The organism is Morganella psychrotolerans, from assembly GCF_001676155.1.
In the GTDB taxonomy this organism is placed as follows: Bacteria; Pseudomonadota; Gammaproteobacteria; order Enterobacterales; family Enterobacteriaceae; genus Morganella; species Morganella psychrotolerans.
Genome location: NZ_LZEW01000023.1, coordinates 1 through 21,648, shown reverse-complemented (window position 1 = coordinate 21,648; position 21,648 = coordinate 1). Strand labels below are relative to the sequence as shown.

Genomic DNA, 21,648 nt, shown 5'->3' with positions numbered 1-21,648 from the left:
ATAAGTCTGAGCAGGAGCACGCTTCGGGGTGCTCCTGGTATTGGTGATAGGGTCTTTGTATCACTGCATTAGATCGCAATTTTTAACTACACTAAATATTGCAATGTATATAAAACTACATATAGTTTACAAATAATTATTGCTATACCCAACGTCATTCAGGATGCAGGCAGGCGGCAAGGGAAGCCGGGCGCGAAGCACAGATAAACTATGTGACGGGGCCGGACTGAACGCAGCCCATGAACCTGCAGTGTGAATGAATAAGGGTATATACGCTTTCACGGTGTTGGATGGATAATGGCGGGCGAACTCAGTGGCCCGACTCTTTTAAAATTTCAAGGAGCAAAGAATGCTTATTCTGACTCGTCGAGTTGGTGAAACACTCATGATAGGCGATGAGGTAACAGTGACTGTACTGGGTGTTAAAGGTAACCAGGTACGAATTGGTGTCAACGCCCCCAAAGAAGTTTCTGTTCACCGTGAAGAAATTTACCAACGGATCCAGGCTGAAAAATCTCAACCAAATAATAATAACTACTAAGTTGTGAGGCGCGCTCGTTACCATGGCGGGCGCCTTCTTCTTTTTTCGCATTGTTGTCATTCGAATCTGTCATCATTATCCCCCTTCTTATTTCTTTTTCCTGCATAAATCACCCGTCTTTCTGTCACTTTATTTGTTTCCGTACCTTTTTCACCTGAAATAATTGAGCTATACCACCACTGTACCGATCGGGCATGATGATAAAATGCTGCCGGTAAAACAGACGTATCGTTGTGAAAACCAACAGAGTGCGCGCTAATTGTGCAAACGATCGTGAGATATGAAAAAGTTGGGAGAAAATGTTTGACTTCTCAGTGGGGGAAAGTAATATGTGCGCCACACAACGACGACATGACGGAAACGAAATTCATTGTTGTGTGGTCTGAAAAATGGTGAGATGGCCGAGAGGCTGAAGGCGCTCCCCTGCTAAGGGAGTATGCGGTCAAAAGCTGCATCGAGGGTTCGAATCCCTCTCTCACCGCCATCAGATTATGCACCCATAGCTCAGCTGGATAGAGTACTCGGCTACGAACCGAGCGGTCAGAGGTTCGAATCCTCTTGGGTGCACCATAACGAACCCCACGATGTTATCATGGGGTTTTTTATTTTGGTGTCAGCAAACACTAAAATAAAAAAATCAGGTTTGAAAAGATATTTTTCAGGTATGCACCCATAGCTCAGCTGGATAGAGTACCCGGCTACGAACCGGGCGGTCAGAGGTTCGAATCCTCTTGGGTGCACCATATAAAAACCCCACTCTTTGAGTGGGGTTTTTTGTTTCCTGCTTTTCCCGTCACTGAATCGTATCCGTTTTTGCGTCATACTCATTACCTGAACCCTCAGAGGCGTCTTAAACTGAGCGGATCACAATTGCGTGTAATGGGGATAACGCATCGTTATTGCTGTCTTTTCTATTTTCCCGTTTGTGTGGGGGATGTTGAATCACAGCGACAAGATCCCGCCTTTGCGATAAAGTATCCCTCTTATGAATAACATCTATTATCAGCACGGGAGGTCGATTTGATCCCGGATGTATCTAAAGCGCTCTCATGGTTAGAGACGCACCCCCGAATTTTAAAAGGCATCAATCGTGGTATTGAGCGCGAAACACTTCGTGTCACACCCGATGGCCACCTTGCACGTACCGGTCATCCGGACGGCTTAGGCAAATCATTAACCCATAAGTGGATCACGACAGATTTCGCTGAATCATTGCTGGAATTTATTACGCCGGTTGACTCGCGTATAGATTACACAGTGAAGTTTCTGCGTGATGTCCACCGCTACACGGCCCGCCACCTGAAAAATGAGCGTATGTGGCCGCTGAGCATGCCGTGTTTTATTGATTCAGAAGACGCCATTGAGCTGGCGCAGTTCGGCACATCAAATACAGGACGTTTAAAAACCCTGTACCGCGAAGGCCTGAAAAACCGCTACGGCGCTCTGATGCAGACTATTTCAGGTGTGCATTATAACTTCTCTCTGCCGATGGAATTCTGGCAGGCGTGGAGTGGCGTCAGTGGCGAAGAAGATGGCAAAGATAAAATTTCAGATGGCTATTTCCGTCTGATCCGCAACTACTACCGTTTTGGCTGGGTTATTCCGTATCTGTTTGGTGCATCCCCGGCAATCTGCAGTTCTTTCCTGCGCGGGCGTGAAACCAATCTGCCGTTTGAAACATTGCCGAAAGGCGCGTTATACCTGCCGTACGCCACGTCACTGCGTTTAAGTGACCTCGGGTATACCAACAAGTCGCAAAGCGAACTGAACATCACCTTCAATCATCTGGACACCTATGTCGCCGGGCTGAAGAAGGCGATTCAGATCCCGTCTGAAGAATTTGCCGCAATGGGATTGACCAAAGACGGAAAACACCTTCAGATCAATGCTAACGTGTTGCAGATTGAAAACGAGTTCTATGCACCTATCCGCCCTAAACGTGTCCAGAAAGGCGATGAGTCGCCTTCTGATGCATTGCAGCGCGGTGGCGTTGAATATATTGAAGTCCGTGCGCTGGATATCAACCCGTTCTCCGCAACCGGTGTGGATGAAACTCAGATCCGTTTCCTCGATTTGTTCCTTATCTGGTGTGTGCTGGCTGATGCACCGGAAATGAGTGCAGAGGAGCTTGCCTGCGCCCGCCATAACTGGAATCGTGTGATTCTGGAAGGCCGGAAACCGGGGCAGGTTATCGGGATTGGCTGCGGTCGTGAAAAACAACCCTTGCAAAAAGTAGGTCACGCACTGTTTAATGACCTTCTGCGTGTTGCAGATGTGTTAGATTCTTGTTCAGGTACGCATTACCGCGAGGTGTGCGAAGCATTAACAGCGCAGTTTGACGATCCGGAGCTGACGTTCTCTGGTCGTATGCTGGCGCTGATAAAAGAAGCAGGCATCGGAAGTTATGGTCTGGCATTAGCGGACCGGTATCACGATGAGCTGAGCCACGAGTCGTATGAAGTGATCAGTGAAGCTGACTTTGAAGAACAACGGCAGGCTTCTGTTGATAAGCAAAAAGCAATGGAAGAGAGTGATACGCTGAGTTTTGATGAGTATCTGGCGCTGCATGGCGGTCGTTAGTCTCTGGCAGATAAGAAAATGGCCACAAATATGTGGCCAAAAAAAATATCTCAGAGAATAGGGATGATAACAAATTGCGCGTCTTTCATTACATCAGACCTGCGTATTTATAAAAAGTTTCATTCGTTCGGTTTTTTTTTACAAAAAAAAAGAGGAGCAGGAATTATGCCTTTACTGGATAGTTTTTTAGTAGACCACACACGTATGGCGGCACCTGCGGTACGCGTAGCGAAAACCATGACCACACCCGCCGGTGACACGATTACTGTTTTCGATCTGCGGTTCTGTGTTCCTAACGAAGAAATTTTACCGGAGAAAGGAACGCATACACTGGAGCATCTGTTTGCCGGTTTTATGCGTAATCATTTAAACGGCAATGGTGTTGAAATCATTGATATCTCACCAATGGGCTGCCGTACCGGATTTTATATGAGTCTGATTGGCGCACCATCAGAAACCCGTGTCGCACAGGCCTGGAAAGCGGCAATGGCAGACATTCTGGCGGTACATGACCAGGCGAAAATTCCGGAACTGAATCTGTATCAGTGCGGGACGTATCAAATGCATTCACTTGATGAAGCGCATCAGATTGCGAAAAATATCATTGAGCGCGATGTGCGTGTAAACAAGAACGACGACCTGCTGTTAACTGACGATGAGTTAGAAAAACTGCATCCGTAAGCCTGTTTCACCAGATAGAAAAAAAAACCTGCGGTGTATTAAATCGCAGGTTTTTTTTCAGGCATATTCAGATATCAGCGGCGATATTGGCCTCTAAATGTGCCAGCGGGATGACTTTCACTGTTTTAATGACATTTTCACCGATGGCAGTCACTTCAAACTGATAGCGGCCGATTTTGACTTTGGTATTCAGTTTCGGAATATCACCGAGCTCTTCCAGCAATAATCCGTTAATGGTGCGCGCACCTTCTTCGGGCAGAGATAACCCCAGTGCTTTATTGATTTCACGAATATTTGTCGTGCCTTCAATCAGCATTGTACCATCCGGTAACTGGCGCACTTCCTCTGCCAGCGACGGTGACATGGAGGTTGTAAAATCCCCGACAATCTCTTCCAGGATATCTTCCACAGAGATAAGCCCCTGAATATCGCCATACTCATCAACAACCAGCCCGACCTTCTCATTATTTCGCTGGAAATTAACCAGCTGGAGATTCAGCGGGGTGCTGTCCGGTACAAAATAGATTTTGTCCGCCGCTTTGATAAGCATTTGCTTGGTGAATTCCCGCTTCTCAATCATCAGCCTGTAAGCTTCGCGGACACGCAGCATGCCTATTGCATCATCCAGAGAATCACGGTAGAGCACAATCCGTCCGTGTGGCGAGTGCGTGAGCTGGCGCAGAATTGATTTCCAGTCATCATTGATATCAATACCAATAATTTCTGTACGTGGCACCATGATTTCATCAACACTGACTTTATCGAGATCCAAGATAGAGATAAGCATGTCCTGGTTACGCCGGGAGAGCTTGCCTTTGGACTCATTGACGATGGTCTTCAGTTCGTCTTTGGATAAGGCATCGCTACGGATAACAGTCCCGCGAATGCCGATACAGCGCATCAGAATCAACGTGATGGCATTGAAGCCCCATACGACCGGCAGACAGATTTTTGACAGCGGGCGCAGCAGAATACTGCTGGGGAACGCGACCTGCTGCGGATAAAGTGCGGCAATTGTTTTTGGCATTACCTCAGCAAAAATCAGAATAACAAATGTCAGCACCCCCGTGGCTATCGCAACGCCGGCGTTGCCGTACAGGCGCATACCGACGATGGTTCCCAGAGCGGACGCAATGATATTGACAAGGTTGTTGCCGATAAGAATAAGGCTGAGCAGGCGGTCGGGTTTACTCAGCAGTTTTTCGACGCGCAGGGCAGATCGGTTTCCCTGCTTGGCCATGTGACGTAAGCGGTACCGGTTGATTGTCATCATGCCGGTTTCTGATGCAGAAAAGTACGCTGAAATTAACACTAAAAAAAATGAGAATAATAATCAGAGTGCTTGTTGAGACGTGCTCCACAGCGGTGTTCCTTCCTCATGTGATGAGCTTATATACCCTTATTCATTCAAACTGCAGGTTCGTTGGCTGTGCTACGCCTGCCTGCATCCTGAATGATGTTGAGTATAGAAATAATAGATTCAGTGAATGCGTTATTTACGCATACAACATGATTTCCTGAAATAAACGGTGTCCGAAAAATGCGAGAGTAAGAATAAAAGCGCCGGCAAAGTTAAACCAGATGACCCGCTTGCCGCGCCAGCCTTCATGATAATGCCCCCACAGCAGCACGATATACACACACCAGGCAACCATCGACAGCAGGGATTTATGAATATTATCTTTATCAAAGATGTTATCCATGAAAACTATACCTGTTGCGAGTGTCAGGGTCAGCAAGACAACACCGACCTGCGTGATGTGAAACATCTTGCGTTCGATAACCATTAATGGCGGCATATCCGGCGTAAACTTCAGGCGTTTATTTTTCAGCTGATGATCCATCCAGCCGAGTTGCATAGCATAGAGTGCGGCAATAATCAGTGTGGCGAAACTGAGGAGCGCAAGACCAATGTGGACAAACAGCGGGACACTGGCCTGTAAATGCGTAATAAATTCGCCCGGCATCAGGGTCGCGAGGACAAGGTTTATCATCGAAAAACTGTATACGATGGGGATCAGAAACCAGGCGCGTCCCTGAAAGGCAACAACCGTCATGATAACCGAGACCATCAAACTGACCACGGAGCCGAGATTAAGCAGTGTCAGGTTCTGCCCGACCCCCTGAAAAATCTGCGATTTAATCGCCACACCATGGCTTGCCAGGGCGATTACGGCGAAAAACAGCGCGAGTCGCCGGTAGCCGCGGTGATAGCGGAGCAGACCCGGAACCAGTAATACCAGACTTAACAGGTAAGCGCTTATTGCAACTACAGATATTTCAGGCATGGTGTTGTGATTATTCAGTCAGTGAAATGAAACAAAATTCATACTTCAGTATACCGCAGCCTGCCTGGCACTCCAATGATTACACGATACTTTACGTAAATCGGTTCGCTGATTTGCACGGGCCCGTGTTATAATCACCGCCATCTTTTCTATTTTTAGCTCAGTTTTGGCAGAGTCGATGACATGTTTGATAATTTAACTGACAGACTTTCGCGCACCTTGCGCAATATCAGTGGTCGCGGACGACTGACGGAAGACAATATTAAAGAGACGCTGCGCGAAGTCCGCATGGCGCTTCTGGAAGCCGATGTTGCCCTGCCGGTTGTGCGGGATTTCATCAATCGTGTTAAAGAACGCGCGGTAGGCCATGACGTTAATAAAAGCCTGACGCCGGGTCAGGAATTCGTCAAGATTGTTCAGAGCGAACTGGTCGCGGCAATGGGCGAAGAAAACAATGCCCTTGATTTATCGGCTCAGCCACCTGCCGTTGTTCTGATGGCCGGTTTGCAGGGTGCGGGTAAAACAACCAGCGTAGCTAAACTCGGTAAATTACTGAAAGAAAAGCATAAGAAAAAAGTTCTGGTGGTGTCGGCTGACGTTTATCGCCCTGCGGCGATTAAGCAGTTACAGACCCTGGCAGAAACGGTGGATATCGGATTCTTCCCGTCTGATGTTTCAGAAAAACCTATTGATATCGTCAATAAAGCGCTGAAACATGCGCAGTTGCAATTCTTTGATGTCCTGCTGGTGGATACCGCGGGTCGTCTGCATGTCGATGAAGGCATGATGGATGAAATCAAAGCACTGCACGCTGCGGTTAAGCCGGTTGAGACACTGTTTGTTGTTGATGCCATGACCGGGCAGGATGCGGCGAATACCGCAAAAGCCTTCAATGAAGCATTACCACTGACCGGGGTTATCCTGACGAAAGTGGACGGCGATGCGCGCGGCGGTGCTGCACTGTCTATCCGCCACATTACCGGCAAGCCGATTAAATTCCTGGGTGTCGGTGAAAAAACTGACGCACTTGAGCCGTTCCATCCGGATCGCATCGCGTCACGCATCTTAGGGATGGGCGATGTTCTCTCTCTGATTGAAGATATTGAGAGCAAAGTTGATCGCGACCAGGCTGAAAAGCTGGCATTAAAACTGAAGAAAGGCGATGGGTTTGATCTCAACGATTTTCTCGAACAACTGAAACAAATGCGTAACATGGGCGGCATGGCAAGTATGCTGACCAAGATGCCGGGTATGTCTCAGGTACCTGATGCGGTAAAATCGCAGATGGATGACAGCGTGCTGGTCAAAATGGAAGCGATGATTAACTCCATGACCAAGAAAGAGCGCGTCAAACCTGAAATTATCAAAGGGTCCCGCAAGCGCCGTATTGCAACGGGTTCCGGAACGCAGGTGCAGGATGTTAACCGCTTACTCAAGCAGTTTGACGACATGCAGCGCATGATGAAAAAGATGAAAAAAGGGGGCCTCGCGAAGATGATGCGGGGCATGAAAGGGATGATGCCGCCGGGTATGATGGGGCGGTAAACAAAGAAAGTCACAAAGAATAATCACTTTAGATTGATTTTTACGCCAAAGTGAGTAAACTTTTCGGGCTTTTTCTATGACAACCGGACACCATTCCTCGATGGTGTCTGGTTGTTTATAAATTCAATGAGGATGTTATGGTAACAATTCGTTTAGCTCGTGGCGGCGCAAAAAAGCGTCCGTTCTACCAAGTAGTCGTAACCGACAGTCGTAATGCACGTGACGGTCGTTTCATCGAACGCATTGGTTTCTTCAACCCTATCGCTGCTGGTAAGGCTGAAACTCTGCGCTTAGATTTAGACCGTGTTGAACACTGGGTCGGTCTGGGTGCAACTGTCTCTGATCGTGTTGCTGCACTGATCAAAGACGCTAAGAAAGCAGCTTAATCTGTCACGGTGGTAACAATGAGCAAGCACACTAATACACAGGCACCTGCTGACCCTATTGTACTGGGCAAGCTCGGGTCTTGTTACGGTATTAAAGGGTGGCTCAGAGTGTTTTCTTCCACCGAAAATGCAGAAAGTATTTTTGATTACCAGCCGTGGTTTATTCAGCGTGCCGGCGTGTGGCAACACATCGAACCGGAAGACTGGAAAAATCACAATCAGGATATGATCGTCAAACTCAAAGGGGTTGGCGACAGAGATGCAGCAAATGCATTAATTAACGCGGAAATCGTGGTTGATAGTGCATTGTTACCGGAATTAGACGGCACGGATTACTACTGGAAAGACCTTATTGGTTGCCATGTAGTGACTACCGGCGGTTATGATCTCGGCACGGTGACTGAATTAATGGAAACCGGGTCGAATGATGTTCTGGTGATTAAAGCAAATCTGAAAGATGCTTTTGGTATGAAAGAGCGGTTAGTTCCGTATCTTGACGGGCAGGTTATCAGGAAAGTTGATCTCACGGCAAAACTGATTGAAGTTGAGTGGGATCCCGGTTTTTAAACCTCCGGTGATGGTTTTTTGATTTGAGTTGGATACAAAAATGTGGATTGGGGTTATCAGCCTGTTTCCTGACATGTTCCGCTCAATAACCGAGCATGGAGTGACCGGCCGGGCAGTAAAAAATGGCCTGATCAGTATTGATTGCTGGAACCCGCGTGATTACACGCATGACCGGCACCATACTGTGGACGATCGGCCCTACGGGGGCGGTCCGGGCATGCTGATGATGGTTGAGCCTTTGCGCAAAGCCATTCATGACGCAAAAGCTGCCGCAGGTGACAATGCGAAAGTGATTTATCTTTCGCCGCAGGGGCGCAAACTCGATCAACAGGGAGTTTGTGAACTGGCAGCAAGTGAGAAGTTGATTCTTGTTTGCGGCCGGTATGAAGGGATTGATGAGCGCGTGATCCAAACCGAAATTGATGAAGAATGGTCAATCGGAGATTACGTACTGAGTGGCGGTGAACTGCCGGCGATGACACTGATTGATGCGGTGTCGCGCTTTGTACCGGGTGTCCTCGGACATCAGGCATCAGCAAAAGAAGATTCATTTGCTGATGGTTTACTTGACTGCCCGCATTACACCCGTCCTGAGGTGCTGGATGGCATGAGTGTTCCGCCGGTTTTACTGTCGGGCAATCATGCGCAAATTGATCGCTGGCGTATGAAACAGTCACTCGGTCGCACCTGGCTCAGAAGACCAGAACTTCTGGAAAGCCTAGCTCTGACTGACGAGCAAAGGATGTTGCTGGCTGATTTCCAACGGGAATATCAGACCGGAGCAACTAGTTAATCCGGACGTCCTGCGGGATGTCTTTTGAAATATCAGTTTACCTAGGGTAAGAGATTTATTATGAGCAACATTATTAAACAGATCGAAGATGAGCAGATGAAACAAGACGTACCTTCATTCCGTCCGGGTGATTCCGTGGAAGTTAAGGTATGGGTCGTTGAAGGTTCTAAAAAACGTCTGCAGGCATTCGAGGGCGTGGTTATCGCTATCCGTAACCGCGGTCTGCACTCTGCATTCACTGTTCGTAAAATTTCTAACGGCGAAGGTGTTGAGCGTGTATTCCAGACTCACTCACCTGTGATCGATAGCATCAGCGTTAAGCGCCGTGGTGCCGTTCGTCGTGCTAAACTGTACTACCTGCGTGAGCGTTCAGGTAAGGCAGCTCGTATTAAAGAGCGTTTGAACGCAAGATAATGCGCAAGCATCCGATATGATAATAAAGGCCAGCCGCGTGCTGGCCTTTTTTTATCGTTATTCCACAAGATAATGCGTTGCTGTAGTATTTTATTTTTCTGTCTGATAATTTTACCTTGTTATCGTCTGTTATTCCCTCCGGCTTACCTTTAGTTGATGTAAGTATTTATTTACACTATGCCGTTTTATGCCATTTCTCAATGTACAGATTATATTATTACCTTAATTTGTTTATTTTAAATAAATTATGTTATCTATCATTATGATAAAACCATTTCCATTTCTTTTTATTGTAGGTGAAGATAACTACCTGCAGATTTTACAAAATGAAAAATTAATAATGTAATTAAAAATGTACGAAATTATAAATATTTTACATATTCGGATTGAATTATTTACGAAGAATGTTATGGTGTTTTCTCGGGCATTCAACACGTAATCCATTTTTTTGTAAAATTCAGCAGGAAGACACCATGATCATGCAAAAAGATGCACTCAATAATGTACATATCAGTGATGAAATTGTTTTAATCTCACCGGAAGAGCTGAAACAAAAGTACCCGTTGAGCCATGACGATCAGCATGCCATTGCTAATGCGCGTAAAACGATTGCGGATATTGTTCATCACCGTGATCCCCGTTTGTTAGTGGTCTGCGGTCCGTGCTCTATCCATGATACGGATGCCGCATTGGTGTACGCGCGTCGTCTGAAAGAATTATCTGCTGAGTTGAGTGACAGCCTGTATATCGTGATGCGTGTCTACTTTGAAAAACCACGGACTACCGTGGGCTGGAAAGGGCTTATCAGTGATCCGTTTATGGACGGTTCTTTTGAGATGGAAAAAGGGCTGCATATTGCCCGCAAACTGCTGGTTGATCTGGTTCAGATGGGGCTGCCGCTGGCAGGTGAGGCGCTCGACCCGAATAACCCGCAATACCTCGGGGATTTATTCAGCTGGTCTGCTATTGGTGCGCGCACCACGGAATCACAGACACACCGTGAAATGGCATCCGGGTTATCTATGCCGGTCGGCTTTAAAAACGGAACTGACGGCAGCCTGAGTACCGCTATTAATGCACTGAAAGCGGCATCAATGCCACACCGCTTTATGGGTATCAATCAATCCGGGCAAATTTGTCTGTTACAGACACAGGGAAATCCGAACGGGCATGTGATCCTGCGCGGCGGAAAACAGCCTAACTACCATCCGGCAGATGTGCAGGAATGTGAGGCGCAAATGGAAAAAGCCGGTCTGGCATCATCACTGATGGTGGATTGCAGCCACGGTAATTCCGATAAAGATTACCGCCGTCAGCCGGTAGTGATTGAGTCTGTTGCCGAACAAATTTGTGCGGGAAACAACTCCATCACCGGTATTATGGTGGAAAGTAATATTAATGAAGGCAATCAATCATCTGAACAGCCGCGTAGTACCATGAAATACGGTGTATCAGTCACGGATGCCTGCATCAGTTGGGAAAACACAGAAGCGGTGCTGCGTCAGTTACACCAGCAAATTGCCCCGGAACTGGCAAAGCGCGTCATCCGGTTACAGCAGGCAGGATAACTAAAACAGGGTGGGTTGTATGTCCGGCGTATTAACACATTTACGTGATCAAATTGATGAAGTCGATAAATCGCTGCTGACATTGCTGGCAAAGCGTTTGCAGTTAGTGGCAGAAGTCGGTGAGGTAAAAAGTCAGCACGGACTGCCGGTTTATGCGCCTGACCGCGAGGCCGCAATGCTGGCATCCCGGCGGGAGGAAGCCGAATCACTCGGCGTTCCGCCGGATCTGATTGAGGATATCCTGCGCCGGATCATGCGGGAATCCTATTCCCGCGAGAATGATAAGGGCTTTAAAAAACTTAATGAGCACGCCCGCCCGGTTGTGATTGTCGGCGGTAACGGCAAAATGGGGCAACTATTCCGCAGAATGCTGGAACTGTCCGGTTATACCGTCCGCAGCCTGGACAGCGGAGACTGGGATAACGCGGCTGATCTGGTTCAGGATGCCGGCATGGTAATCATCAGTGTGCCTATCCACCTGACAGAGCAGGTTATCAAACAGCTTCCTCCTCTGGCAGATGATTGCCTTCTGGTTGATCTGACCTCCGTCAAGGAGGGGCCGTTACAGGCGATGCTGGCGGTTCATAGCGGACCGGTGCTCGGATTGCACCCGATGTTCGGACCGGATGTCAGCAGTTTCGCCAAGCAGGTGGTTGCGTTTTGTGATGGTCGTTATCCGGAGCAATACCAGTGGTTTCTTGAGCAAATCGCAGTATGGGGCGCACATTTACAGGGTATAAAAGCGCATGAGCATGATCGCAATATGCGCTATATCCAGGCGCTGCGTCACTTTACCAGTTTTGCTTACGGGCGCTATCTGGCAAAAGAAAATGTCGATCTTTCTCAATTACTGTCGCTATCATCGCCTATCTACCGGCTTGAGCTGGTAATGGTCGGGCGGTTGTTTGCCCAGGATCCGCAGTTATATGCAGATATTATTATGTCATCAGAAAGTAATCTCGATGTGATTGAAGATTATCACCGGGAGTTTGGTGAGGCACTGCTGGTGCTGGAAAACCGTGACAAAGCAGAATTTATCGCACAGTTCACGTCCGTCAGTGAGTGGTTTGGTGAGCACGCACAGCACTTTATGAAAGAGAGCAACCGATTATTACCACAGGCGAATGACAGCAGACGTTGATAGACGGGAAGGAATAAAAAAGCGGATGATATCATCCGCTTTTTTGCTTTTTGCTGAAGTGTTAACTAAGCGCGATCAACCGGAAACGCAATCACATCACTGATACGCTCAGCACCCAGTGCCAGCATAATCAGACGGTCGACGCCGAGTGCGACACCGGCACATTCAGGGAAACCATGCTCAAGGGCGGCCAGCAGATTTTCATCAATCGGCTGCTCGGGAAGACCGAGACTTGCCCGTTTACGGTTATCCCGCTCAAAGCGCTGGCGTTGTTCGGTGGCATCGGTCAGTTCACGGAAACCATTCGCCAGTTCGACACCTTTGTAATACACCTCAAAGCGTTCGGCAACGCGGTGATCTTCAGAACTGATCTCCGCCAGAGACGCCTGGCTTGCCGGGAAGTGATAAACAAAGGTCGGTTTTTCCAGCCCGATATGTGGCTCCACGCCCACCATAAACAGCAGTTGCAGCAGGATATCGCGATCCTCTTCCGTATCGGCGATATTGCTGACATCCAGCTTTGCCGCGACTTCACGCAGTTTTTCTTTTTCGGCTGTCAGCGGATCAATATCCAGATAGCGCAGGAAAGCCTGCTGATAGGATAACGATTCAGCACTTTCACACTCTAAAATTTGCTGAAGTAAATCATCAACCTCATTTATAAGACGGTACATATCATAATGCGGGCGATACCATTCAAGCAGGGTAAATTCCGGATTGTGATAGCGTCCGGCTTCCTCATTACGATAACTGCGCGCCATCTGATAAATAGGGCCGCTTCCCGCTGCCAGCAACCGCTTCATGTGGTACTCAGGGCTGGTCATCAGATAAAGAGTTAATCCCTGTGCGGCTCCCGGGCCGACAAACTGTGTTTCAAAAGCACGCAGATGGACATCGGTGACGGTCGCCTGGCTCATGGTCGGCGTTTCGACTTCTAACACACCTCTGTCTGCAAAAAAATGTCTGATTTCATTAACAATTTTTGCGCGTTTTAATAGATTGGCTATCGGGGCAGTCGGCTGCCAGCCCGCAATATCACTCATGCCGGAGAACTCCGAATAAAAATAAAGGGTGCAGTTTACCCGCAACCTCTGGTGGTGACAAATGGATATACCCTTATTCATTCAAACTGGCGGCGTGAAGCCCGCTGGTTTGAAGCTGCGCAGGAGCTGTCCTGCGCAGTAATAATCAGTCAGTCGATTAATGCGGGAGGTACATGCTCACCGGGATAGCTGCCGAGCACTTTGACAGAACGGGTGATAGCCTGTAATGCTTTCAGTGCTTTTTGCATACCGACAGAACGCAGGTTGGCATGAACATCAATATAAAACATCTCTTCCCACGGCGTACCGTTGATAGGACGGGACTCCAGTTTACTCATCACAATATTGTGTTCTTTGAGGATAATCAGTGCATCAACCAGCGCACCGGCCTGCTGTCCGGTCGCCATCAGCAGTGTGGTTTTTGCCGGAACCTGTTCGGCGACATCAATAGGGTGGCGGGCTATCACAATAAAGCGCGTCATATTGGTCTGCTGGTTTGCCAGATTATGGGCGATAGCCTGCAAACCATACAGTACGCCACCGGCTTCACTGCCGAGTGCCGCAACATCCGGACTATCCAGCGCCGCTACCTTTTCCATGGCCGCTGCGGTACTTTCACAATATTCAATTTTCCACTGCGGAAACTGGTTCAGATACTGGCTGCACTGCTCGAAAGGCTGTGGGTGGCTGTAAACGGTCGTAATTGCTGTGATATTAGTTCCCGGACGGGTCAGTAATCCGTGATTTACCGGCAGACGCAGTTCCCCGACTATCGACAGCGGGGTGGTTTGCAGTAAATCATAGACGTCATTAATCGCACCGGAACTGGTATTTTCAAGCGGCAGCATGCCGTAATCGGCTTGCCCGCTCTCGATTAATTCAAAGATATCGCGGAATTTCCGGCAACTGCACTCAGTCATATGATCAAAGTGACGGGCAGCGTACTGGCGCGCAGCCACATGTGAATAGGAGCCTTTCGGGCCTAAGAAGGCTATCCGCGCACTGTTATCCGGTGTCTGGTTCAGGTGTTTTTGTAAAATCGCCTGCTGGGTTAAAACCGAGTCTTCAATAATCAGCTGGAACAGGCGGGTGATATAAAATCCGTCCAGTCCGGCGGTCTTTCCCCGGCGGATAAGCACATCCAGCAGCTCGCGTTCGCGATTTTTATCGCGGATAGGACGGTTGTCCTGCAATTTTGTCTGTGCAACAGCGACGGCGAGCTGACGGCGTTTTGCCAGCAAATCCAATAATTGCGCATCTAACTGGCTAATGTGTTCCCGTATGGCTAAAAGGTCATTCATATTCTGTCCTCAGAAACTGACTTTCCGGCGATAAAAAAACCTCCGCGGAGGGAGGCTTTTGTGTGCGTCTTCGTTTTCTTTCCCGAACGACAAAAAGCCTCGTCAGCAGAAGTTAAAAAAGAAAAGGAAGAAACAGTTACGCAGGATCATGGTCAGTGGTTTATCCGTTGTGTCAGGAGATGTTAATCAATTAACCCGATGTGCGCCCGGGTGTCAACTAAAAAAAACGCGCCCGGAGGGCGCGCAGAGACAAAACTAAACGTATTATATTTTTTATTCTGTTGGTTCCGCGTCAGATTCGAAGTCCGCTTCTTTGACGCTGTTGTCAGCACGGCGGGCTTCGCCTTTGTGCTGCGCTTTATTCAGTTGCCGTTCCAGTTTTGCCAACAGGTCATTGATGGCGGCATACATATCAGCATGCTTTGCACTGGCAACTAAATTTCCATTCGGTGTGCTGATAGTGGCATCAACCACAAAACCCTGCGGATCTTTCGCCAGGATAATATGCGGATTGACTAAAGGAACCTGCCATTTATTCAGCTTATCCAGACGGCTTTCAACATGATCCCGAATTGCTTGGGTGATCTCCATTTGTTTGCTGGTGATATTCACATTCATAGTGACCTCTCTTTGTTACATCCGTCTTGTTGAACTACAGAGTACGTGGATGGTAACAAGAAAAAATTGATCGCCGTCACTATTATTTTTTAGTTGTTTCAAGACGTTATATTTTTGTGATTCGGATTGAAAATCCGGATGATACAACTTGCGGCAATGCGGGGAATGGTGCATGCTTGATAAGTTGGCTGATCGCGTATTCTTGCAAAAAGAAAACGGACAGCCATTTTTTATGGGCGCAGCGCTGACACAGGGCAATTACCGGACATAAAAAAACCACCGGCAGGCCGGTGGCTTCTGATGAGTAGAACGAACTCAGCTTTTCGGGTTAGCAGCAATTAACTGCGCCACTTTTCCGGCTTCTGTCGTTAACCCTAGCTCTTTATAGGCTTTTTCCATCAACGGCAATGCCTGACGTGTTGCCATCGTATCCGGATAATCGCGCAGCATTAACTCAACACGATTAATCACCGCGACATATGCCCCGCGTTTCGTGTAGAATTTCGCAACGGCCAGTTCAAAGGCAGCCAGGCGGTCTTTCAGGAAAACCAGACGTTTTGTTGTGTCTGTTGAGTAGATACTGTTCGGGTAATAACGCAGTAACTGACTGAAATCCTGGAATGCCACGCGTGCGTTTTGCGGGTCACGGTCTGCACGATCGATACCAAAGAAACTCTGTAGCATGTTATCATCCAGTGCCTGTGCGGTCAGACCGCGCATGTACAGGACATAATCGATGTTCGGGTGTGTCGGGTTCAGGCGCATGAAGCGGTCAATCGAGGCCAGTGCCATCTGTAAATCGCCGGCTTTGTAGTAGGCGTAAATCAGATCAAGCTGAACCTGCTGCGAATACGGGCCGAAAGGAAAACGGTTATCGAGGGTCTCAAGCTGCGTGATTGCCCCTTTATAGTTACCGTCCTGTAATTTCTCCTGACCGACAGCGTAAAGCTCTGACGGGGATGCATCCGGGAGAATTTCCTTGTTACCGGAACAGCCGGACAACATGAGGCTTAGCGTGGCTGCAGCCACGAGATATTTCATACGTATCATCACGTGTTGATTATCCTCTGAATATTTTTTAGGGAGCACTCCGTTGTCGCTCCCGGTAGCGATCGCGATACAATAGCACATAGTTTAAATGAAACGGTCTTGCCGTTCAAAATATAACTTTCAGATACAGAGACAAATATGGCTCAAGAAATACAACTTACCGCAACTATTGATGATTCTCAGCTCGGTCAGCGTTTAGATCAGGCTTTAGCGGAATTGTTCCCTGACTATTCACGTTCACGCATAAAAGAGTGGATTTTAGATAACAGAGTTCAGGTTAACGGGCGTCTTGTCAATAAACCGAAAGAAAAAATGCTGGGCAGAGAGCAAGTCAGTATTGATGCGCTGATCGAGGAAGATGTCCGTTTCCTGCCGCAGGACCTGCCTCTGACCATCGTTTATGAAGATGATGACATCCTGGTTATCAATAAGCCACGCGGCTTTGTCGTCCATCCGGGCGCGGGCAATCCGGACGGCACCGTCCTGAATGCACTGCTGTATCACTATCCGGCAATTGCGGATGTTCCGCGTGCGGGTATTGTTCACCGTCTGGATAAAGACACCACCGGCCTTATGGTTGTGGCAAAAACAGTTCCGGCACAGACCCGTCTGGTGGAATCACTTCAGTTACGGGAAATCACCCGTGAATATGAAGCGGTGGCAACCGGGCGCATGACCGCCGGCGGCAAAGTGGAAGAGCCTATCTCGCGTCACTCCACAAAACGTACTCACATGGCAGTAAACCCGATGGGTAAACCGGCTGTGACGCATTACCGTGTAATGGAGCACTTCCGTGCTCATACCCGTCTGCGTCTGCGTCTGGAAACCGGGCGTACCCACCAGATCCGCGTACATATGGCGTATATTAATCATCCGCTGGTGGGCGATCAGCTGTACGGCGGGCGTCCTCGTCCTCTGAAAGGCGCAAGTGATGAATTCCGTGATGAGATGCGTGAGTTTGACCGCCAGGCACTGCATGCAACAATGCTGCGCCTCTATCACCCGATTTCCGGTATTCAGATGGAGTGGCATGCGCCTATCCCTGATGATATGGTGAAGCTTATTGCCGTTCTGAAAGCTGACGCACAAGCCCATCAGGATGATATGGACTGGTAAGGAGTCACAATGACCACACTGCTCACCCCTGAATGGCCGGTACCTTCACAGGTTGCCGCATGCAGCACATTACGGCGGGGCGGTGTCAGTCAGCCACCGTTTGACAGCTTAAACCTGGGGTTGCATGTCGGTGATTCGCCCGCAGATGTTGCCCGTAACCGGGAGATCCTGGCGATGTCCGCCGGGTTTCCTGATACGCCGTTCTGGCTTAATCAGGTTCACGGCACAGCGGTTGCGGTATTAGATAACACCACACCGCCCGGGCCTGAAGCAGATGCGGTGTATACCCGTACGCCGGGCAAGGTGTGTGCCATTATGACAGCTGATTGCCTGCCGGTACTGTTTTGTGCCCGTGACGGGCGCGAAGTTGCCGGTGCGCATGCCGGCTGGCGTGGTTTGTGTGAGGGTGTGCTGGAAAGCACGCTCGCCTGTTTTTCTGCCGCGCCATCAGAGATTATGGCGTGGCTGGGACCGGCTATCGGTCCGCAGCGGTTTGAAGTGGGTGCTGAAGTGCGTGAGGCATTTATCGCGCACTCTCCGCAGGCTGCTTCTGCTTTTATTCCCCGTGGTGATAAATACCTCGCGGATATTTACGGGCTTGCCCGTCAGCGTCTTGAACAACAGGGCGTGACAGCTATTTACGGCGGCACTGAATGTACTGTCAGTGACCCGGCGCGTTTTTTCTCTTACCGCCGTGATGCCCGCACCGGACGAATGGCGTCTTTTATCTGGATTACCCAGCCTCATCAGTCATCAGTTATCAGTTATCAGTCATAACGTTTCAGATTACACATAATATTTACTATTTTTTCGAAAACCGGCTTGAATATTTGACAAAAGTCCTCATTTAGTACTTAGCGAAAATTCAAAGCCATTTTTGGGAGGTGTTATGCGTTTGGATCGTTTCACGAATAAATTCCAGCAAGCGCTCGCCGATGCTCAGTCCCTTGCGGTCGGGCACAGCAATCAATTTATTGAGCCCGCTCATTTACTGTCAGCCTTTTTACATCAGGAAGGCGGGTCTGTGCGTCCGTTACTGGCATCTGCCGGGGCGAATATTGCGCAACTGAATCAGAAGATTGATGAAGCTGTAGATCGTTTACCGCAGGTGCAGGGGGCCGACGGCGATGTGCAACCCTCGAATGATTTAATTCGTCACCTGAATATCTGTGACCAAATAGCACAGAAACAAAATGATGCGTATATCGCATCCGAAATCTTTGTTCAGGCTGTTTTAGAGAGTAACAGCTCATTAGCTGACATATTAAAAGCAGCCGGAATTAATAAAAACACATTGAAGAAGGCTATCGACATTATGCGTAATGGTGAAAATGTAAATGACCAGGGCGCGGAAGATCAGCGTCAGGCCCTGAAAAAATATACGATTGATTTAACTGAACGTGCGGAGTCCGGCAAACTGGATCCGGTTATCGGGCGTGATGAAGAGATCCGCCGTGCCATCCAGGTATTGCAACGCAGAACTAAAAACAACCCTGTGCTTATCGGGGAACCGGGTGTCGGTAAAACCGCCATCGTGGAAGGACTGGCTCAGCGTATCGTCAACGGCGAAGTACCGGAAGGACTGAAAAACAAACGCGTTCTTTCGTTGGATCTCGGTGCGTTACTGGCGGGTGCCAAATACCGCGGGGATTTTGAAGAGCGCCTGAAAGCCGTGCTGAATGAATTATCTAAAGAAGAAGGTAACGTCATCCTCTTTATAGATGAACTGCATACCATGGTCGGCGCCGGTAAAGCGGACGGTGCCATGGATGCGGGGAATATGTTAAAACCGGCACTGGCGCGTGGTGAACTGCACTGTGTGGGTGCGACTACCCTGGATGAGTATCGTCAGTATATAGAAAAGGATGCGGCATTAGAACGCCGTTTCCAGAAAGTCTATGTGGCGGAACCGACAGTTGAAGATACCATCGCTATTCTGCGTGGTCTGAAAGAACGTTATGAACTGCATCACCATGTGCAGATAACGGATCCGGCAATAGTTGCGGCGGCAACATTATCGCACCGTTATATTTCGGATCGTATGTTACCGGACAAAGCGATTGACCTGATTGATGAGGCGGGCGCCAGTCTGCGTATGCAGATGGACTCCAAACCGGAATCCCTGGACAGACTTGACCGTCGTATCATTCAGTTAAAACTGGAACAGCAGGCACTGAAAAAAGAGTCTGATGATGCCAGTAAAAAACGTCTGGAAATGCTTGAGCAGGAGTTGTCAGAGAAAGAGCGTGAATATGCGTCTCTGGAAGAAGAGTGGAAAGCGGAAAAAGCTACACTCTCCGGCACTCAGAATATTAAAGCTGAACTGGAACAGGCAAAAACAGCACTGGAACAAGCCCGCCGTAACGGGGATCTGACCAAAATGTCAGAACTTCAGTATGGCGCTATTCCGGAGCTGGAAAAACAACTGGCGGCAGCAAATTCAGTTGAAGATAAAGAAATGAAGTTGCTGCGTAACAAAGTGACGGATGTGGAAATCGCAGAAATTCTGGCGCGCTGGACCGGGATACCTGTCTCCCGCATGCTGGAAGGTGAGCGTGAGAAACTGCTGCGTATGGAGCAGATGCTGCACAGCCGGCTGATTGGGCAGAATGAAGCGGTTGAGGCCGTATCAAATGCTATCCGCCGCAGCCGTGCCGGGTTATCAGATCCTAATCGTCCGATTGGTTCGTTCCTGTTCCTGGGGCCGACAGGGGTGGGTAAAACGGAGTTATGTAAAGCGCTGGCTGATTTCATGTTCGACAGTGATGACGCGATGGTGCGTATTGATATGTCCGAGTTTATGGAGAAACACTCTGTGGCACGGCTTATCGGGGCGCCTCCGGGATATGTCGGTTATGAAGAGGGCGGTTATCTGACCGAAGCTGTTCGTCGCCGTCCTTATTCTGTGATCCTGCTCGATGAAGTTGAAAAAGCGCATCCGGATGTTTTCAACATCTTATTACAGGTGCTGGATGACGGACGACTGACTGACGGGCAGGGACGTACTGTTGATTTCCGTAATACCGTTGTGATTATGACATCCAACTTAGGTTCTGATCGTATTCAGGAGCACTTTGGCGAACTGAATTACGATGCAATGAAAGGTGCGGTCATGGAAGTGGTATCACATCACTTCAGACCGGAGTTCATCAATCGTATTGATGATGTGGTGGTATTCCATCCGCTGGCAAAAGAGCAGATCCATGCAATTGCGCAGATCCAGCTCAAACGGTTGTATAAACGCCTGGAAGATCATGGTTATCAGGCTACGATTACTGAAAGAGCACTGGATAAACTGGCTGATGCCGGATTTGACCCGCTTTACGGGGCGCGTCCTCTGAAAAGGGCTATCCAGCAGGAAATCGAAAACCCGATGGCGCAGGCTATGTTGTCAGGTAAATTGATTCCGGGTAAACCAGTCACTCTGGACTTAGTTGATGGTGTGATAACCGCGATACAATAAACATAAAGCAGTATAAACCCGGAAAAGGGGCGCGAAAGCGCCCCTTTTTTGTTCATTTTGATTTTAAAATAAGCATGAGTACGGTTTTTTGTTTTATTTTTAAGCGAACAGAAAAAAAAATTGAAATTACCCCTTGCGGTCAGACAGAAACTCCCTATAATGCGCCCTCACTGACACGGAACAACACGCTGACAAGCGCGCCGACAGTAGAGAAAAGCGGAAAAAGTTGAAAAACAACGCTTGACTCGAAGGGGCTGAAAACGTAATATACGCAGCCTCGCAACAACGCAGAAGACCGGCAACGGCAGCGTATGTTTGCAACGCTCTTTAACAATTTATCAGACAATCTGTGTGGGCACTCACAGGACATATCGCAAAATATTATTTTTGAGAAGTCTTGAAGAGTGACCAAAACAGCAGCTTCGAAAGAAGCAGCAGTAAACAGTTTATTTCTTTGAGCATCAGACACTTTTAATTGAAGAGTTTGATCATGGCTCAGATTGAACGCTGGCGGCAGGCCTAACACATGCAAGTCGGGCGGTAACAGGGAGAA

General features: G+C 48.5%; 18 protein-coding genes, 3 tRNA genes, 1 rRNA gene, 1 pseudogene and 1 other annotated feature. Of the genes and pseudogenes, 17 read left to right on the top strand and 6 right to left on the bottom strand.

Features of this window, described 5'->3' with window-relative positions; all coding sequences use genetic code 11:
* Positions 1-349 precede the first annotated feature (349 nt).
* The 6 genes from csrA (at position 350) to luxS (ending at position 3,802) form a co-directional block, all read left to right on the top strand.
* On the top strand, positions 350-541 hold the full coding sequence (csrA, locus tag AYY16_RS19850; RefSeq protein ID WP_004237871.1) for a carbon storage regulator CsrA: 192 nt from the start codon (positions 350-352) through the stop codon (positions 539-541).
* 391 nt (positions 542-932) lie between these two features.
* A tRNA-Ser gene (locus AYY16_RS13215) sits at positions 933-1,025 on the top strand.
* Positions 1,026-1,034: 9 nt separating this feature from the next.
* Positions 1,035-1,111: transfer RNA gene (locus AYY16_RS13210), tRNA-Arg, on the top strand.
* Between the two features lie 96 nt (positions 1,112-1,207).
* Positions 1,208-1,284 (top strand) — tRNA-Arg (locus tag AYY16_RS13205).
* A 277-nt stretch (positions 1,285-1,561) separates the two neighbouring features.
* Positions 1,562-3,121 (top strand): glutamate--cysteine ligase, encoded by a 1,560-nt coding sequence (gene gshA / locus AYY16_RS13200; RefSeq protein ID WP_067367421.1) that lies wholly within the window; start codon positions 1,562-1,564, stop codon positions 3,119-3,121.
* 165 nt (positions 3,122-3,286) lie between these two features.
* Complete coding sequence (luxS, locus tag AYY16_RS13195) at positions 3,287-3,802, top strand: S-ribosylhomocysteine lyase (RefSeq protein ID WP_067367418.1); 516 nt, start codon at positions 3,287-3,289, stop codon at positions 3,800-3,802.
* A 67-nt stretch (positions 3,803-3,869) separates the two neighbouring features.
* Here the strand turns inward: luxS and AYY16_RS13190 are convergent.
* Positions 3,870-5,163 (bottom strand): annotated as a pseudogene (locus tag AYY16_RS13190) (CNNM domain-containing protein).
* Between the two features lie 135 nt (positions 5,164-5,298).
* Positions 5,299-6,090 carry a cytochrome C assembly family protein gene (locus AYY16_RS13185; RefSeq protein WP_067367415.1) on the bottom strand — a complete coding sequence of 264 codons (792 nt, stop codon included), beginning with the start codon at positions 6,088-6,090 and terminating at the stop codon, positions 5,299-5,301.
* A 183-nt stretch (positions 6,091-6,273) separates the two neighbouring features.
* On the opposite strand from AYY16_RS13185, the gene ffh reads away from it, so the two are divergent.
* The 7 genes from ffh (at position 6,274) to tyrA (ending at position 12,504) form a co-directional block, all read left to right on the top strand.
* Positions 6,274-7,635 (top strand): signal recognition particle protein, encoded by a 1,362-nt coding sequence (gene ffh / locus AYY16_RS13180; RefSeq protein WP_067367412.1) that lies wholly within the window; start codon positions 6,274-6,276, stop codon positions 7,633-7,635.
* Between the two features lie 137 nt (positions 7,636-7,772).
* Positions 7,773-8,021 carry a 30S ribosomal protein S16 gene (gene rpsP / locus AYY16_RS13175; RefSeq protein WP_067367409.1) on the top strand — a complete coding sequence of 83 codons (249 nt, stop codon included), beginning with the start codon at positions 7,773-7,775 and terminating at the stop codon, positions 8,019-8,021.
* Positions 8,022-8,039: 18 nt separating this feature from the next.
* Positions 8,040-8,588, top strand: coding sequence for a ribosome maturation factor RimM (gene rimM, locus AYY16_RS13170; RefSeq protein ID WP_067367406.1), 549 nt, complete (start codon positions 8,040-8,042; stop codon positions 8,586-8,588).
* A gap of 40 nt (positions 8,589-8,628) precedes the next feature.
* Complete coding sequence (trmD, locus tag AYY16_RS13165; RefSeq protein WP_067367403.1) at positions 8,629-9,381, top strand: tRNA (guanosine(37)-N1)-methyltransferase TrmD; 753 nt, start codon at positions 8,629-8,631, stop codon at positions 9,379-9,381.
* Between the two features lie 60 nt (positions 9,382-9,441).
* Positions 9,442-9,795, top strand: coding sequence for a 50S ribosomal protein L19 (gene rplS / locus AYY16_RS13160; RefSeq protein WP_067367401.1), 354 nt, complete (start codon positions 9,442-9,444; stop codon positions 9,793-9,795).
* A 473-nt stretch (positions 9,796-10,268) separates the two neighbouring features.
* Positions 10,269-11,363: a 3-deoxy-7-phosphoheptulonate synthase gene (locus AYY16_RS13155; protein WP_067367398.1), complete on the top strand. Its 1,095-nt coding sequence runs from the start codon at positions 10,269-10,271 to the stop codon at positions 11,361-11,363.
* 19 nt (positions 11,364-11,382) lie between these two features.
* Positions 11,383-12,504 carry a bifunctional chorismate mutase/prephenate dehydrogenase gene (gene tyrA, locus AYY16_RS13150; RefSeq protein ID WP_067367395.1) on the top strand — a complete coding sequence of 374 codons (1,122 nt, stop codon included), beginning with the start codon at positions 11,383-11,385 and terminating at the stop codon, positions 12,502-12,504.
* A gap of 65 nt (positions 12,505-12,569) precedes the next feature.
* On the opposite strand, the gene epmA is transcribed toward tyrA, so the two are convergent.
* The 4 genes from epmA to bamD form a co-directional block, all read right to left on the bottom strand.
* Positions 12,570-13,547, bottom strand: coding sequence for an elongation factor P--(R)-beta-lysine ligase (epmA, locus tag AYY16_RS13145; RefSeq protein ID WP_067367387.1), 978 nt, complete (start codon positions 13,545-13,547; stop codon positions 12,570-12,572).
* 149 nt (positions 13,548-13,696) lie between these two features.
* A complete protein-coding gene (gene pheA, locus AYY16_RS13140) occupies positions 13,697-14,848 on the bottom strand; it encodes a bifunctional chorismate mutase/prephenate dehydratase (RefSeq protein WP_067367384.1) in 1,152 nt (383 codons plus the stop codon).
* Between the two features lie 29 nt (positions 14,849-14,877).
* Positions 14,878-14,999: a sequence feature (Phe leader region), on the bottom strand.
* Between the two features lie 122 nt (positions 15,000-15,121).
* Entirely contained in the window at positions 15,122-15,466 is a 345-nt protein-coding gene (raiA, locus tag AYY16_RS13135) for a ribosome-associated translation inhibitor RaiA (RefSeq protein WP_067367381.1), read from the bottom strand.
* Between the two features lie 315 nt (positions 15,467-15,781).
* Positions 15,782-16,507 carry an outer membrane protein assembly factor BamD gene (bamD, locus tag AYY16_RS13130; RefSeq protein WP_190973103.1) on the bottom strand — a complete coding sequence of 242 codons (726 nt, stop codon included), beginning with the start codon at positions 16,505-16,507 and terminating at the stop codon, positions 15,782-15,784.
* A 147-nt stretch (positions 16,508-16,654) separates the two neighbouring features.
* On the opposite strand from bamD, the gene rluD reads away from it, so the two are divergent.
* The 4 genes from rluD to AYY16_RS13110 all read left to right on the top strand — a co-directional run.
* Positions 16,655-17,632: a 23S rRNA pseudouridine(1911/1915/1917) synthase RluD gene (gene rluD, locus AYY16_RS13125; protein ID WP_067367375.1), complete on the top strand. Its 978-nt coding sequence runs from the start codon at positions 16,655-16,657 to the stop codon at positions 17,630-17,632.
* Between the two features lie 9 nt (positions 17,633-17,641).
* Entirely contained in the window at positions 17,642-18,409 is a 768-nt protein-coding gene (yfiH, locus tag AYY16_RS13120) for a purine nucleoside phosphorylase YfiH (RefSeq protein WP_067367372.1), read from the top strand.
* A gap of 112 nt (positions 18,410-18,521) precedes the next feature.
* Positions 18,522-21,095 (top strand): ATP-dependent chaperone ClpB, encoded by a 2,574-nt coding sequence (gene clpB / locus AYY16_RS13115; RefSeq protein ID WP_067367369.1) that lies wholly within the window; start codon positions 18,522-18,524, stop codon positions 21,093-21,095.
* Between the two features lie 472 nt (positions 21,096-21,567).
* Positions 21,568-21,648 (top strand): 16S ribosomal RNA (locus AYY16_RS13110); the annotation flags it as partial.